Consider the following 13,229-nt stretch of genomic DNA (forward strand, 5'->3'; position numbering starts at 1 on the left):
ATTTTAATTATTATCCATTTTTTAAAAATTATTCATGGATAATTTAGTGGTTATTCTTTTTTTCTTTTTTTAGGGTCAATTGACCCTAAAAATTGGTTTTCAGAATAGCCTTTTATTAAAATATGACATAAAAAAACTCTTGAAAATTTTTTCAAGAGTTTTGGTGGCTCACCGGGGAATCGAACCCCGGACAACATGATTAAAAGTCATGTGCTCTACCAACTGAGCTAGTGAACCTTATATATTTTAGGAATAAAAAAAACGGAATAACCGTTCTTTTTTGGAGCGGAAGACGAGATTCGAACTCGCGACGTTCACCTTGGCAAGGTGACGCTCTACCACTGAGCCACTCCCGCATTTTTAATGGTGCAGATGACAGGAGTTGAACCTGCACGCCGAAGGCGCTAGATCCTAAGTCTAGTGCGTCTGCCAATTCCGCCACATCTGCATCTTGGTGGCTCACCGGGGAATCGAACCCCGGACAACATGATTAAAAGTCATGTGCTCTACCAACTGAGCTAGTGAACCATATGTTGTACCATTAAAAATATTTAATTGATGCGTCATCAGGGGATCGAACCCAGGACACCCTGATTAAGAGTCAGGTGCTCTACCAACTGAGCTAATGACGCATACTCAAGTGCGTCTTAAGGGAGTCGAACCCCTGGCACACGGCTTAGAAGGCCGTTGCTCTATCCATCTGAGCTAAAGACGCATATATTGGAGCGGGTGAAGGGAATCGAACCCTCGTAACTAGCTTGGAAGGCTAGGGCTCTACCATTGAGCTACACCCGCATATATGGTCGGGGTGACAGGGATTGAACCTGCGACCTCATGGTCCCAAACCACGCGCGCTCCCATCTGCGCTACACCCCGATATCATATGCTTACTTTTCAATATGTAATTTTTTAAAATGATGCGTCATCAGGGATTCGAACCCTGGGCACCCTGATTAAGAGTCAGGTGCTCTACCAACTGAGCTAATAACGCATATTTCAGTGCGTCTTAAGGGAGTCGAACCCCTGGCACACGGCTTAGAAGGCCGTTGCTCTATCCATCTGAGCTAAAGACGCATAATTGGAGCGGGTGAAGGGAATCGAACCCTCGTAACTAGCTTGGAAGGCTAGGGCTCTACCATTGAGCTACACCCGCATTTGGAGCGGAAGACGAGATTCGAACTCGCGACGTTCACCTTGGCAAGGTGACGCTCTACCACTGAGCCACTCCCGCAATTTATGGTGCAGATGACAGGAGTTGAACCTGCACGCCGAGGGCGCTAGATCCTAAGTCTAGTGCGTCTGCCAATTCCGCCACATCTGCATAATAAATAATATGTTAATTAAATTTTGGTGGCTCACCGGGGAATCGAACCCCGGACAACATGATTAAAAGTCATGTGCTCTACCAACTGAGCTAGTGAACCCTTTGGCTGGGATGGCAGGATTCGAACCTACGAATACAGGAGTCAAAGTCCTGTGCCTTACCGCTTGGCGACATCCCAATATGGGGTGAACGATGGGGCTCGAACCCACGACAACCAGAGCCACAATCTGGTGCTCTACCAACTGAACTACGTCCACCATGTTTGATGCGTCATCAGGGATTCGAACCCTGGGCACCCTGATTAAGAGTCAGGTGCTCTACCAACTGAGCTAATAACGCATACTCAAGTGCGTCTTAAGGGAGTCGAACCCCTGGCACACGGCTTAGAAGGCCGTTGCTCTATCCATCTGAGCTAAAGACGCATATATTGGAGCGGGTGAAGGGAATCGAACCCTCGTAACTAGCTTGGAAGGCTAGGGCTCTACCATTGAGCTACACCCGCATATATGGTCGGGGTGACAGGGATTGAACCTGCGACCTCATGGTCCCAAACCACGCGCGCTCCCATCTGCGCTACACCCCGATATATACTGTTCAAGTTACCAGCGCTTGTTTTGTTTTTGCACTCTCGCCTGACGACATAGATTATTCTACACGATATAATTAACTTCGTCAATACTTAATTTTAATTTTTTTTTTGATAAAAATAAAGAAGTAAAATTCTCTATTTTCATACAATTATCAATTCTGGCGTTATGCGAGTATTTTCAAGGCTTAACAGCACATAGCTTTCTGCCCCGTCCCTTCCGCAAGACAAGCTTCCAGGGTTAATAAACCATATTCCGTCATCAAATTTTAAGCTAGATATATGTGTATGGCCATATAAAACTACCTGAATTCCCTCTTTTAAAGCCTTACTTTTTAAGTTTTCTAATCCACCTTTTACTCCATATTTATGTCCATGAGCAATAAGAAACTTAATTCCTCCTAATTCTTCTATTACTTCGGATTTGGCTTTTATTCCATAATCGCAGTTTCCGGCAACATATATCGTTCTTCCTCTAAAATATTGCGACATATATACTGCGTCTTCTACATTATCTCCAAGATGAATTAAGACATCTGCTTTTTCTATATCTTTCAATACTTTTTTTACATTATATAAATTCATATGCGTATCACTTACTATAGCTAAAATCAATTTTTCCACTCCTCAACAATATAAAAACTATAAATTACGGCATTCAACTACCAAAATATAAAATAAACATTTAAAGCAACTTTTATTGATATTACTTTTTTGCATATCCTATTTTTATAAGCTCTACTCTAGCTTTTTCGAGTGCTCTCCCTCTATGGCTGATAGAATTTTTTTCATCAGAATTAAGCTCACCAAAAGTTTTATTAAACTGAGGCACAAAAAATATTGGATCATATCCAAATCCACCTATCCCACATTCTTTTTCTGTTACTATTCCCTCTACCTCTCCATCTACGTAAATAATATCTCCTTCATCTTCAACTAATACTATTGAACATATAAATTTAGCTGTACGCTTTTCATAAGGCACAGATTTCATTAGTGTAAGAAGTTTTTCGTTGTTCTTTTTTGAATTACCATGCTCTCCATCGAACCTTGCTGAAAAAACTCCTGGAGCTCCATTAAGAGCATCTACGGCTATACCTGAATCATCTGACATTACTATATATTGATTTTTTTTATCTTTAAGAAAATCAAATATTCCCTTAGCTTTTAAATAAGCATTTTCTCTAAAAGTAGTTCCTGTCTCATCTATTTCTATATCTATTCCTGCCTCGTTAAGACCAACTATTTCAATATCTATATCCTTTAATATTTCTTTAATTTCTATTAATTTATGTTCATTATTTGTTGCTACTAATAATTTTTTCATTTTATTCATCCGCTCCTTTTTATAAAAGGTTTCTTTCCTAGACGACCAAAGCCTTTATCAACATTCTTTTAAAACCTAGCCTTATAAAATTACTCCACTTATATATTTCAGATAATTGAATTAAATCTAAATTTGAAAAATTAGAACTATTTTGGATAAACCCACATATTATTTATATAAGGATTATTTTATGGTGGTGAAACAATTGAAATATATGGGTCCCTTTTTAAAAATCAGTACATTAACTAAAGAAAGCATACAAAATCAACTTATTCATTTTTCTAAAGAATCCTTGAAACATATAATTTTAAATTCAAAATGCGGAATAACTACACCAATAAATTCTTATAAGCTAAAAAACATACCTAATTTTGATATTAACATATTTAAAAGAAATTCTCCACTTTTATGTGTTTATAAGAAAGCTAATCCAAAACTTATTAAAGAAAAGGATAGCTTCTCTTGGGATGAAAGCACATTTAAGCGAGAAATCCCTATCACAGCTAATGCTTACATGACATTATCAATAATTAAACTTGCTAATTACTACTTATCTTTCAAGGATACCGACACAAATTTATATGCTTTAGGTGAATTATATTCTCAGCTGGCTATAAAGCAATTAGACTTTTATTCTTCAAGTCTTAGAAGCGTAGATGGCCTCTTCGTTGATAAAGCTGATACCTCTGAAAGCAGCTCAAATATAAAAGTTCAGGAAATAACAAAAAAATTCAAATTTTCTGATCAAGCTCTTCTTATGTGTGCTTATTACAATGCTTCAAAGCTTAAAAATAATGAGGATAGCTCTGCCTACGAAGATTTCTCCATAGATATTTTAAAGGTAATTAAGCAATATAAAGATGAAATCTATGAGCTATCTCTTGAGGAAATTAACAGACTTTGCTACGCCTTAAATATTTTTTATATGGATAGCAAAAGTGAAACCTGTAAAGAAATTCTTTTTGATATGTCCGATTTGCTGCTAGATAAATTTAAAGATAAGGAAGATTCTATAGATTCAGAGAAAATTGAGTCTCTAGGTTTAATGTATCTGAATTTTTCTTATGCCTATGATAATTTTTCAATACAGAAATACTTTGACAGCAAAGAATCTATATATACTTATCTAGGCTCATTATATGATGTTGAAAATGGAGTTTTCGTAAGATGTAAGGAGAATAAAAAAGACAAAGATATTGATTTTTCTTGTCAGGATGTTGTAATGTACGTATTATGCTATTTAAAGCACGATTTAGAATTTGATGCTTCTTCTAAAATTTTGGCAGACATATATAAAAATCAATTAGTAAATTCAGGCTTAGTGCTCAGTTGGCCTGCTGCACCAGATCGAAAAAGTGCGGAAAGACATAGCAATAGTGGTATGGCTGAAGAAACTGAACTGGAGGAAGCATATTTTAGATTGCCATCAATAGCTACTCCGGAAAGTACGGAATTAGCTCCAGTATTCACAAAAAGTATAAGTTACAATGTAAAAAAAGAAACTTTTTCTCCAGGAAAAAATACTTTTGACAGCTCTAAGAATATGCAGCTTTTATATTACATTTTAAATTCATTAATGTAGAAATATATTTTATTAATAGGCTATGCTTTAAAAGGATGTTGATAAAGGCGTTTTTCGTAAAGGCATGGTTTCTTTCAGAACCCATGGGAGGAACTCAAACGATAATATCAACATTTTAAAACATAGCCTCCCAAACTGAAGGAAGTTTTAAATCAGTGTAAAAATCAACACTGATTTAAAACGAAACCTATTAATAAATAAGGAAATTGCTCAATACGAACAATTTCCTTATTTGCTTAAATTATCGACCTGAATTTCTCCAAAGTATCCAACGCTTATATCTGACAATTCTGAGCTTTTTAGTATTAGCTCCACATCCTTGAAAAGCGGCACATACATAGCATCCTTATATAATATATCATAGCATTGCTGCTGTGCCTTTTTACTGCTATTATCGTCTCCGTATATGCTGTTTATAACCAATGAATCCATATCCTTATTGCTATATCCCATCACATTTTCTAAATTACCTGTTACGAAATTCCTACATATATCAAATTGGTTATTATAGCTGCTGAAGCTCCTTGCAAGCACAATATCAAAATCCTTCAAATCCTTTTCCTTTTCAAGCTCTTCATTACTTAACGCCGTGACACTCAAATTAATCTTGAGACTCTTTTTTAATTCAGTCCCTATTTCTTGACTTATCTTTTTACTTATATCATCATCACTGCATACAAGCTTCAAATTTATTGATTTGTCATTGTTTGTATTTTCCAAATCATTATAACCTGCGCCTTGCATTTCTTTAAATATACCATAAGTATCACTTTGAAAATCTTTTAATGAATTGTTTTTTATTTGCTTTCTGTCTATAGCATTAGCTATCTTTTTTCGTAAAAGTACATTGCTGCATTGGCTGCTGCCAGCAGTATTAAAAGTTAAATATAGAGTATCTGTGCTGTTAACAATTATGGTGTTGCTATTAGATATAAATCTGTTTACTTCACTAATAGGAGGATTCACCATAACATCTATATCCCCCATTTCAAAATAGGCTAAAGCCTCTTCGTGACTCATATCTTTCATAATAAAAAATCTTTTACATTTAATACTGTCACTATCCCAATAATATGAATTTTTATCTAATTGCAGCTCATTATTATCTATTTTTACGATGGAATATGGACCGCTAAATTTCATAGTCTTATATTCCTTCTGCCAATTTTCCAGATTTTCTTTATCTTTTCTCAAATAAAAATCTTGTTGAGATAATATTTTTATAAAATCAGGACATACTTTGCTTAAATTAATCTCTAACGTTTTTTCATCATTGGCTTTCACACCAACTTTGTCAAAAGAAGAGCTTCCTTTAGCATAATTTTCAGCATTAACTATTGGATAAAGCATATATTTTAAAGAATCTTTTCTATCCTTATCCAAAAGCATTTTAAATAATTCCACAAAGTTTTCAGCTGTTATTTCTTCTCCGTCGCTCCAATATGCATTACTTTTAAGTTTAAATGTATATTTTAATCCATCAGTGCTTACATTCCAGTCTTCAGCAATGCTCGGTACTATCTTTCCACTTTTATCTACAGTAACTAGTCCTGTAAAAAGATATGAAAAAATTCCTTTATAGCTGTTGTCATTCAGTTGAAGTATATCCAAAGAGGATGGCAATTTTCCAAAATAGCAATTAATGCTTGAATTTCCTTGATTCACTTTCTTGTCCTGTATGCACCCTGTAGAAAAAACCATCAATATACAAATACTTATCGCTAATATTTTTTTCATGTATTTCCCTCATTATTAAATAATCTATATCCATTCTAGATTATTAACATAATAAGTGATATTTAAACAGGCATGTATCTATAAACCTTCAAGTTATCAGTCTTAAAAGCTTCACTAGCTTTTTTAAACCACCCTATTTGGTATTTGATAAATCTAACACCATCCTCTAAATATACTCCTTTATGGTATGCATATAGCAGTGTGTCATCAAAATCACCTGTAGTTATATATATGGCCTTAGAAATTTTATAACTTTCCACAGTTTCAATAAACTTTTGGTATTCTATACTATTTACAGTAAAAGCTTTATGAAATTTAACCAAAATAGACTTGGAATTGCCCATAAGTAGGATTTCTAAATTGTATTTATTTTTTATAAGTACTTCATATTGTATTCCTAGTTCCCAGCACTTTTTTGTTATAGCCTCATAAAAACTGTTAACCTTCAGTATATTTAGGTAATATCTAGCATAAAATGTTTCATTTTTTCTGACTTTAATAAATAAATTATCACAAATAAGCAAATCTCATCCCACCACTAATCGCTAATAAACTTAGTATATTTTTATTATATGAGTCTTAATATCTATTAGAATTATTTTATTTTTAAGTTGTTAAACAATTTATTATTATGTTATAATATGCCTGTAGATTGAACTATGCATAATTGTTTATCTATAAATAAATGGAGGTTTTCAAAATGCTTTTATTTATTGAAATATTAGGTGCTCTTTGTATGCTGGTAGTTATGTTTGTAGCTATATGGAGCTTTGTAATCCTAAATCAAATTTTTGGTCAGTTTAGATATAAGAATTATCTTCTTGAAAAGTTAGTTCAAAACGTTTATATGCTTTCCAAAGAAAATGTCAACATTAAACCTAAAAACGAAAAAACTGATGAAGTTAATATTTGCGAAAATGATGATGAAGATGAAAATCAAAATAAAAAAGTTATTCACATGGAATAACTTTTTTATTTTTAATCAATATATTATCTTTTCTGAAGTTCCTCTGACACTAGTTTATTAACTATCTGAGGATTTGCCTTACCCTTTGTCTCCTTCATTATAAGACCTACAAGGAATCCAGCAATTCTTGTCTTTCCGTTCTTGAAAGCTTCTACAGAATCAGGGTTTGCATCAATCACCTTATTTACCACTTCAAGTATTGCACCTTCATCATTATTCTGAATTAATCCCTTTTCTTCAACTATAGCTTCAGGTGACTTACCTGTCTCAAACATATCTTCTATAACTTTTTTACCTATAGCGTTTGATATCTTACCTGAACTTATAAGCTTTATAAGCTCTGACAATTGAGCAGGTGTGAATTTTATTTCTTCTATTCCAATAACTTTTTCATTTAAAAGTCTGGATATATCACCCATAAGCCAGTTAGAAGCAGCCTTTGCATCACCGCTAAGCTTAGCAGCTTCATCAAAATACTGAGCCATAGCTACTGATAAAGTGAGCACTTTAGCATCATATTTAGGTATTCCGTACTCAGAAATAAATCTTTCTGCCATTTGATATGGAAGTTCTGGTATAGAATTTTTTACATTTTCTACCCACTCATCTGGAATGTTTATGGTTACTAAATCTCCTTCTGGGAAGTATCTATAATCATTAGCCATTTCTTTGCTTCTCATAACTATAGTTTCTTCCTTAGCTTCATCCCATCTTCTAGTCTCTACAGTAAGCTTTTCTCCTTTAGTCACAGCCTCTACCTGTCTATTGAATTCATAAGCTATAGCTTTTTCTAAAGCCTTAAAGGAGTTCATGTTCTTTATCTCTGTTCTAGCTCCTAATTTATCGCTACCCTTTGGTCTAACAGATACGTTAGCGTCGCATCTTAGAGATCCTTCCTCCATCTTACAGTCAGAAACTCCTACGCAGGACAAGATGCTTTTCAGCTTTGTAAGATAAGCTGAAGCCTCCTGTGGACTTCTCATATCAGGATGTGAAACTATCTCTATAAGAGGCACTCCAGCTCTATTAAAATCTACCATAGTTCCTGCGCCAGTATGCAGAAGCTTTCCAGCATCCTCTTCCATATGTATTCTCTGTATTCTGATTCTCTTTGCTGACTCATCCTCTAATTCTATATCTATGTATCCATCTTTGCATATTGGAATTTCGTCCTGTGTTATTTGATAATTTTTAGGTGAATCTGGATAGAAATAATTTTTTCTGTCCATTCTACAAACCTGATTTATTCCGCAATTTAAAGCTAACCCTGCTCTCATAGCATATTCAACTACCGCTTTGTTAAGCTGTGGCAGTGAACCTGGAAGTGCCATACATATAGGGCATACGTGGGTATTAGCCTTTCCTCCAAATTCTGTGGTACATCCGCAATATATCTTGGTCTTAGTAGAAAGCTCCACGTGTACTTCTAGACCTATGACTGTTTCAAAATCCATCGTAATCTTCCTTCCCTACTAAATTTCTGGGCTCATCTTATGCCAATCTGTAGATTGCTCATAACTGTAGGCCATATTAAATAAAACATCTTCTCTAAAGTAATTTCCCATTATCTGAAGTCCAACAGGAAGACCATTAGCCGTACCGCAAGGAACTGATATAGCTGGTATACCTGCTATATTTACAGGTACTGTATATATATCGGATAAATACATGGAAAGCACATCTGATACTTTCTCTCCCAGCTTAAAGGCAGTACTTGGAGAAGTTGGTGATACTATTGCATCAAATTCCTTAAATACTCTTTGGAAATCATCTTTAATAAGCTTTCTAACCTTTAATGCTTTTTTGTAATAAGCATCATAATAACCTGCAGATAGCACATATGTACCGAGCATTATTCTTCTTTTAACTTCCTTGCCAAAACCTTCACTTCTGGATTTGAAATATAAATCTGTCAAATCCTCAAAATTTTCAGATCTATATCCATATCTTATACCATCAAATCTAGCTAAATTTGATGATGCTTCAGCGCTGGATATTATGTAATAGGCTGCTAATGAATAATCCGCAAGAGGAAGTGAACATTCCTTTACCTCAGCACCATTATCTTTAAGCACTTTAACCGCATCTTCAACACATTTTCTAATATTAGCCTCCAAGCCTTCAGAGAAAAATTCCTTTGGTATTCCAATTCTCTTTCCTCTCAAATCCTTAGTAAGACTCTTAGTATAATCCTGTACTGGAGTGTCTACTGTAGTAAAATCCTTACTGTCAAGGCCTGCTATAGCTTGAGTTATTAGTGCACAGTCCTCTACATCTCTTCCCATGGTTCCAACCTGATCCAAGGTAGATCCAAAAGCTACTACTCCTGATCTTGAAACTCTTCCATAGGTAGGCTTAAGTCCTACTATTCCACATAGGGATGCCGGTTGTCTTACTGAACCACCAGTCTCAGTCCCAAGGGCAAGAGGTGTTTCAAAAGCTGCTACTGCTGCTGCTGAACCACCAGAAGAACCTCCAGGAACCCTCTCTAAATCCCAAGGATTTTTAGCAGGCTTAACCCCGCTATTTTCGTTAGAAGATCCCATAGCAAATTCATCCATGTTTACTTTACCTAGGATTACTCCGTTTTCCTGCTTTAACTTTTCAGTTACTGTAGCATCATAAGGAGCGGTATAGCCTTTTAATATATTTGAAGCACAGGTGCATTGCATTCCTTTTACATTTATATTATCCTTAACAGCTACGGGTACTCCCCCTAATATTCCTAAATTTTCTCCTGAAGCAAGCTTTGCATCCAATTTTCTAGCTTCATCTAAAGCCTCATCCTTTGCAGTATACAAAAATGCTCCTATTTTTTCATCTACGCCATCTATTCTTCCTAAAAAGCTTTTTGTAACTTCTTCAACCTTTACTTCTTTTTTTGCAATTAACTCCTTAAGTTCATGAGCTTTAAGCTTATTTAGTTCCATATTCTTACCTCCATAACCTTCCTATCAGAGTATTATTCTATTACCTTAGGTACCAATACATATTCTTCTAAGTTCTTAGGAGAATTTACAAGCACGTCTTCAAGAGGCATAGATTCTAGAACTTCATCTTCTCTGAATTTGTTTTCTACATAGTAAGGATTTACTATAATAGGAGTGTTCTCCGTATCCAACTCATTAAGTTTTTCAACATATCCAAGTATGCTATTTAAATCATGAATTAATCCTTCTTTTTCCTCCTCAGAAAAACTTAGTCTAGCAAGCTCTGCCACATATTCTACATCCTTTTTAGAAACGGACATTTTATCACACCTTTCAAAAATTTAGCCTTAAGTTTTCATTCATAGACTAATAAAAATTCTTATAATGAAATAATACCAGTCTATAAATAACCTTTCAATACATTACCATATATCTTTTTGTGAGTAAAATATAAGTGCTCCAATTGCAAAAGCTATACATATGATACCATAAATTAGGTTTCTTTTATCTTTTTCTGATATGAACATCCTTATTCCCCATAAAGTCATGGTAATGAATATGCATAGCTGCATGGGTTTATAGACAACTTCATTGGAATCATTAAACATTTTAAATACTGGCACCGCATATAATACTCCATTTAAATTATAGGCCAAAACCTGAGTTATAATAGAAACTATTATAGTCACACCCACAAACACCCAGGAAAAGCAGTTTATAACTTTTTTCATTTTTCTCCTCCTAAGATTATACATGAATCATAGATTTCATTCATCAAGCATTTCTTTAAATTCTTCTTCGCTTAATATTTTAACTCCTAAATCTAAGGCTTTTTGGTACTTTGAGCCAGGATCTTCGCCTACAATAACATAATCTGTTTTTTTGCTTACACTGCCAGAAACCTTAGCTCCCAAAGCTTCCAGTTTTTCTTTAATCTCTGTTCTGCTGTAATTATTAAGGCTTCCTGTAACTACTACAGTTTTATCCTGAAAAATATTTTCAAAAACTTCCTCCTCTTCATAGTAAGGCTTTACCCCTAAACTAATAAGTTCCTCTATGCTTTTCAATATGCTCTCTTGTGAAAAGAATTTTATCACACTGCCAGCTACGATTTCACCTATATCTGACACAGACACCAATTCTTCAATGCCAGCATGAAGAATACTATCTAAATTTTTAAATTTCATAACTAAATCTCTAGAAGTCTTCTTCCCAACATTAGGTATGCCGAGAGAATATATAAAGGATGCGAGATCGCAGCTTTTACTTTTTTCAATAGAATCTATAAGATTCTGTGCCTTTTTATCTGCAAATTTATCCAAGGTAAGAAGCTGCTCTTTATTAATCCTATATAAGTCAGATATGGATTTAATATCTAATTTTTCGAAAAGCTGCTCAGCAGTTTTTTCGCTGAAGCCTTCTATATTCATAGCTTCTCGGCTTGCAAAATGCACGATGCTTTTTACCATCTGAGGTCTGCAGGATAATGTATTTTCGCAGAAATAGTGTACTCCGTCCTGTATTACCTTACTTCCACAATACGGACAAGTTTCTGGCGGTTTTATCTCTTGGCTTCCCTCCAAGGTAGTATCCACCACTCCCATTATTTCTGGAATAACATCGTTAGATCTCCTTACGAATACGCTAGCCCCTATTCTAACCTTTTTTCTGTTTATATCATCCATATTATTTAAGGTAGCTCGTTTTACAGTTACTCCTCCAAGCTCCACTGGTTCCAATATTGCTGTTGGAGATACTCTTCCGCTTCTTCCCACATTCCATTCTACAGAAATAAGCTTGGTAGTTACTTCTAAAGCTTCATACTTGTAAGCTATTGCCCATTTAGGGAATTTTATAGTATTTCCCATAAGCTCTCTAGTTCTAATATCATCTATAGCGATAACTATACCATCTATATCATAATTAAGCTCTGCCCTGATGCTTCCAATATAATCTATTTCTTTTTCTATTTCTTCTATAGTAGAACAGATCTTAAGATATTCATCTACAGCAAGCCCCATATTCTTTATGAATTCCATCATTTCTACATAGCTTTCAAAGGGCTTACCCTCATTATACCCTACATCATAAAAAAATGCTGATAAATTTCTTCTGGCAGTCTCTTTAACATTCAAATTTCTTAGGGCACCTGCTGCTCCGTTTCTTAAGTTTTTTAAAGGTACCTGAGCTGTCTTATTATAATTTTCAAAGGCTTCCTTTGTCATTATAACTTCACCGTGCACCTCCATAACTCTATCATAATTGATTTGAAGAGGTATGGATTTTATTGTTTTAGCCTGAGCTGTCACATCCTCACCTATCTCGCCAGTACCTCTGGTAGCACCAGTTATCAATAGCCCTCTTTCATCATAAGTACAATTGATTGTAAGTCCATCAAACTTCTTAGTTATCACATATCTTATATCAGGCAGTTTATCCTGATGATCTTCGTTATAATCCTTAATAAATTTCACATTTTTCTCATGCCATTCTCTTAAGGCTTCCACAGACTGAGCTTTATCTAAGCTTAATAGCCTGCCTTTATGAGTATGCTTTTGGAATTCTGGAAGGATTACATCTCCTACTCTTGTGGTAGGAGAGTTAGGCAAAACCTTACCAGTTTCTTTTTCTAATTCCACCAGCTCATAATACTTTTCATCATATTCACTATCTGAAACTTGAGGATTACTTAATACATAATAATTGTAGGCAGATTCATTAAGCTCTTTAACAAGCTTTTCCATCCTAGCTATTTTTTCTTCCATTTTAAATATCA

The 13,229-nt window shown here is 34.7% G+C and carries 11 protein-coding genes and 20 tRNA genes; 2 read left to right on the forward strand and 29 right to left on the reverse strand.

Annotated elements, in window-relative coordinates; all coding sequences use genetic code 11:
• Positions 1-161: 161 nt before the first annotated feature.
• The 22 genes from IAI10_RS01720 to rdgB all read right to left on the reverse strand — a co-directional run bounded on the left by IAI10_RS01720 (position 162) and on the right by rdgB (position 3,237).
• Positions 162-237: transfer RNA gene (locus tag IAI10_RS01720), tRNA-Lys, on the reverse strand.
• A 44-nt stretch (positions 238-281) separates the two neighbouring features.
• A tRNA-Gly gene (locus IAI10_RS01725) sits at positions 282-356 on the reverse strand.
• A gap of 8 nt (positions 357-364) precedes the next feature.
• Positions 365-448, reverse strand: a tRNA-Leu gene (locus IAI10_RS01730).
• Positions 449-452: 4 nt separating this feature from the next.
• Positions 453-528 (reverse strand) — tRNA-Lys (locus IAI10_RS01735).
• Between the two features lie 31 nt (positions 529-559).
• Positions 560-632 (reverse strand) — tRNA-Lys (locus IAI10_RS01740).
• Positions 633-641: 9 nt separating this feature from the next.
• Positions 642-715: transfer RNA gene (locus tag IAI10_RS01745), tRNA-Arg, on the reverse strand.
• Between the two features lie 6 nt (positions 716-721).
• Positions 722-795: transfer RNA gene (locus tag IAI10_RS01750), tRNA-Gly, on the reverse strand.
• 5 nt (positions 796-800) lie between these two features.
• A tRNA-Pro gene (locus IAI10_RS01755) sits at positions 801-876 on the reverse strand.
• Between the two features lie 42 nt (positions 877-918).
• Positions 919-991, reverse strand: a tRNA-Lys gene (locus tag IAI10_RS01760).
• Between the two features lie 9 nt (positions 992-1,000).
• A tRNA-Arg gene (locus IAI10_RS01765) sits at positions 1,001-1,074 on the reverse strand.
• A gap of 5 nt (positions 1,075-1,079) precedes the next feature.
• Positions 1,080-1,153 (reverse strand) — tRNA-Gly (locus IAI10_RS01770).
• Between the two features lie 3 nt (positions 1,154-1,156).
• A tRNA-Gly gene (locus IAI10_RS01775) sits at positions 1,157-1,231 on the reverse strand.
• A 6-nt stretch (positions 1,232-1,237) separates the two neighbouring features.
• Positions 1,238-1,321: transfer RNA gene (locus tag IAI10_RS01780), tRNA-Leu, on the reverse strand.
• Positions 1,322-1,348: 27 nt separating this feature from the next.
• Positions 1,349-1,424, reverse strand: a tRNA-Lys gene (locus IAI10_RS01785).
• Between the two features lie 3 nt (positions 1,425-1,427).
• Positions 1,428-1,502: transfer RNA gene (locus tag IAI10_RS01790), tRNA-Gln, on the reverse strand.
• A 3-nt stretch (positions 1,503-1,505) separates the two neighbouring features.
• Positions 1,506-1,581: transfer RNA gene (locus tag IAI10_RS01795), tRNA-His, on the reverse strand.
• 9 nt (positions 1,582-1,590) lie between these two features.
• Positions 1,591-1,663, reverse strand: a tRNA-Lys gene (locus IAI10_RS01800).
• A gap of 9 nt (positions 1,664-1,672) precedes the next feature.
• Positions 1,673-1,746, reverse strand: a tRNA-Arg gene (locus tag IAI10_RS01805).
• A gap of 6 nt (positions 1,747-1,752) precedes the next feature.
• A tRNA-Gly gene (locus IAI10_RS01810) sits at positions 1,753-1,826 on the reverse strand.
• A 5-nt stretch (positions 1,827-1,831) separates the two neighbouring features.
• Positions 1,832-1,907: transfer RNA gene (locus IAI10_RS01815), tRNA-Pro, on the reverse strand.
• Between the two features lie 147 nt (positions 1,908-2,054).
• The gene (locus tag IAI10_RS01820; protein ID WP_315671581.1) at positions 2,055-2,525 is read right to left on the reverse strand and encodes a metallophosphoesterase; all 471 of its coding nucleotides are present in this window, start codon (positions 2,523-2,525) and stop codon (positions 2,055-2,057) included.
• 91 nt (positions 2,526-2,616) lie between these two features.
• Entirely contained in the window at positions 2,617-3,237 is a 621-nt protein-coding gene (rdgB, locus tag IAI10_RS01825) for an RdgB/HAM1 family non-canonical purine NTP pyrophosphatase (protein ID WP_315671582.1), read from the reverse strand.
• 205 nt (positions 3,238-3,442) lie between these two features.
• On the opposite strand from rdgB, the gene IAI10_RS01830 reads away from it, so the two are divergent.
• Positions 3,443-4,819 (forward strand): hypothetical protein, encoded by a 1,377-nt coding sequence (locus IAI10_RS01830; protein WP_315671583.1) that lies wholly within the window; start codon positions 3,443-3,445, stop codon positions 4,817-4,819.
• Positions 4,820-5,047: 228 nt separating this feature from the next.
• Here the strand turns inward: IAI10_RS01830 and IAI10_RS01835 are convergent, their stop codons facing one another.
• Together IAI10_RS01835 and IAI10_RS01840 are read right to left on the reverse strand one after the other, a co-directional pair.
• On the reverse strand, positions 5,048-6,556 hold the full coding sequence (locus IAI10_RS01835) for a peptide ABC transporter substrate-binding protein (protein ID WP_315671584.1): 1,509 nt from the start codon (positions 6,554-6,556) through the stop codon (positions 5,048-5,050).
• A gap of 62 nt (positions 6,557-6,618) precedes the next feature.
• A complete protein-coding gene (locus tag IAI10_RS01840; protein ID WP_315671585.1) occupies positions 6,619-7,080 on the reverse strand; it encodes a hypothetical protein in 462 nt (153 codons plus the stop codon).
• A 176-nt stretch (positions 7,081-7,256) separates the two neighbouring features.
• On the opposite strand from IAI10_RS01840, the gene IAI10_RS01845 reads away from it, so the two are divergent.
• On the forward strand, positions 7,257-7,523 hold the full coding sequence (locus tag IAI10_RS01845; protein WP_315671586.1) for a hypothetical protein: 267 nt from the start codon (positions 7,257-7,259) through the stop codon (positions 7,521-7,523).
• A gap of 23 nt (positions 7,524-7,546) precedes the next feature.
• Here IAI10_RS01845 and gatB read toward each other — a convergent pair whose 3' ends face one another.
• The 5 genes from gatB to ligA form a co-directional block, all read right to left on the reverse strand.
• Positions 7,547-8,977, reverse strand: a complete 1,431-nt coding sequence (gene gatB, locus IAI10_RS01850) for an Asp-tRNA(Asn)/Glu-tRNA(Gln) amidotransferase subunit GatB (RefSeq protein ID WP_315671587.1) — start codon at positions 8,975-8,977, stop codon at positions 7,547-7,549.
• 18 nt (positions 8,978-8,995) lie between these two features.
• Positions 8,996-10,453, reverse strand: a complete 1,458-nt coding sequence (gene gatA, locus IAI10_RS01855) for an Asp-tRNA(Asn)/Glu-tRNA(Gln) amidotransferase subunit GatA (RefSeq protein ID WP_315671588.1) — start codon at positions 10,451-10,453, stop codon at positions 8,996-8,998.
• Positions 10,454-10,485: 32 nt separating this feature from the next.
• Positions 10,486-10,773 carry an Asp-tRNA(Asn)/Glu-tRNA(Gln) amidotransferase subunit GatC gene (gene gatC, locus IAI10_RS01860; protein WP_315671589.1) on the reverse strand — a complete coding sequence of 96 codons (288 nt, stop codon included), beginning with the start codon at positions 10,771-10,773 and terminating at the stop codon, positions 10,486-10,488.
• Between the two features lie 102 nt (positions 10,774-10,875).
• On the reverse strand, positions 10,876-11,184 hold the full coding sequence (locus IAI10_RS01865) for a hypothetical protein (protein ID WP_315671590.1): 309 nt from the start codon (positions 11,182-11,184) through the stop codon (positions 10,876-10,878).
• 36 nt (positions 11,185-11,220) lie between these two features.
• The gene (ligA, locus tag IAI10_RS01870) at positions 11,221-13,218 is read right to left on the reverse strand and encodes an NAD-dependent DNA ligase LigA (protein WP_315671591.1); all 1,998 of its coding nucleotides are present in this window, start codon (positions 13,216-13,218) and stop codon (positions 11,221-11,223) included.
• Positions 13,219-13,229: the final 11 nt, after the last annotated feature.

The sequence above is a fragment of the Clostridium sp. 19966 genome, assembly GCF_032335695.1.
Lineage (GTDB): Bacteria > Bacillota > Clostridia > Clostridiales > Clostridiaceae > JACTOJ01.

Bases quoted from the DNA above. Each gene is read 5' to 3' on its own strand.
- IAI10_RS01865 (WP_315671590.1), bottom strand. From the start codon at position 11,184: ATGAAAAAAGTTATAAACTGCTTTTCCTGGGTGTTTGTGGGTGTGACT.
- gatB (WP_315671587.1), bottom strand. From the start codon at position 8,977: ATGGATTTTGAAACAGTCATAGGTCTAGAAGTACACGTGGAGCTTTCT.
- IAI10_RS01835 (WP_315671584.1), bottom strand. From the start codon at position 6,556: ATGAAAAAAATATTAGCGATAAGTATTTGTATATTGATGGTTTTTTCT.
- IAI10_RS01845 (WP_315671586.1), top strand. From the start codon at position 7,257: ATGCTTTTATTTATTGAAATATTAGGTGCTCTTTGTATGCTGGTAGTT.
- ligA (WP_315671591.1), bottom strand. From the start codon at position 13,218: ATGGAAGAAAAAATAGCTAGGATGGAAAAGCTTGTTAAAGAGCTTAAT.
- gatA (WP_315671588.1), bottom strand. From the start codon at position 10,453: ATGGAACTAAATAAGCTTAAAGCTCATGAACTTAAGGAGTTAATTGCA.
- rdgB (WP_315671582.1), bottom strand. From the start codon at position 3,237: ATGAAAAAATTATTAGTAGCAACAAATAATGAACATAAATTAATAGAA.
- gatC (WP_315671589.1), bottom strand. From the start codon at position 10,773: ATGTCCGTTTCTAAAAAGGATGTAGAATATGTGGCAGAGCTTGCTAGA.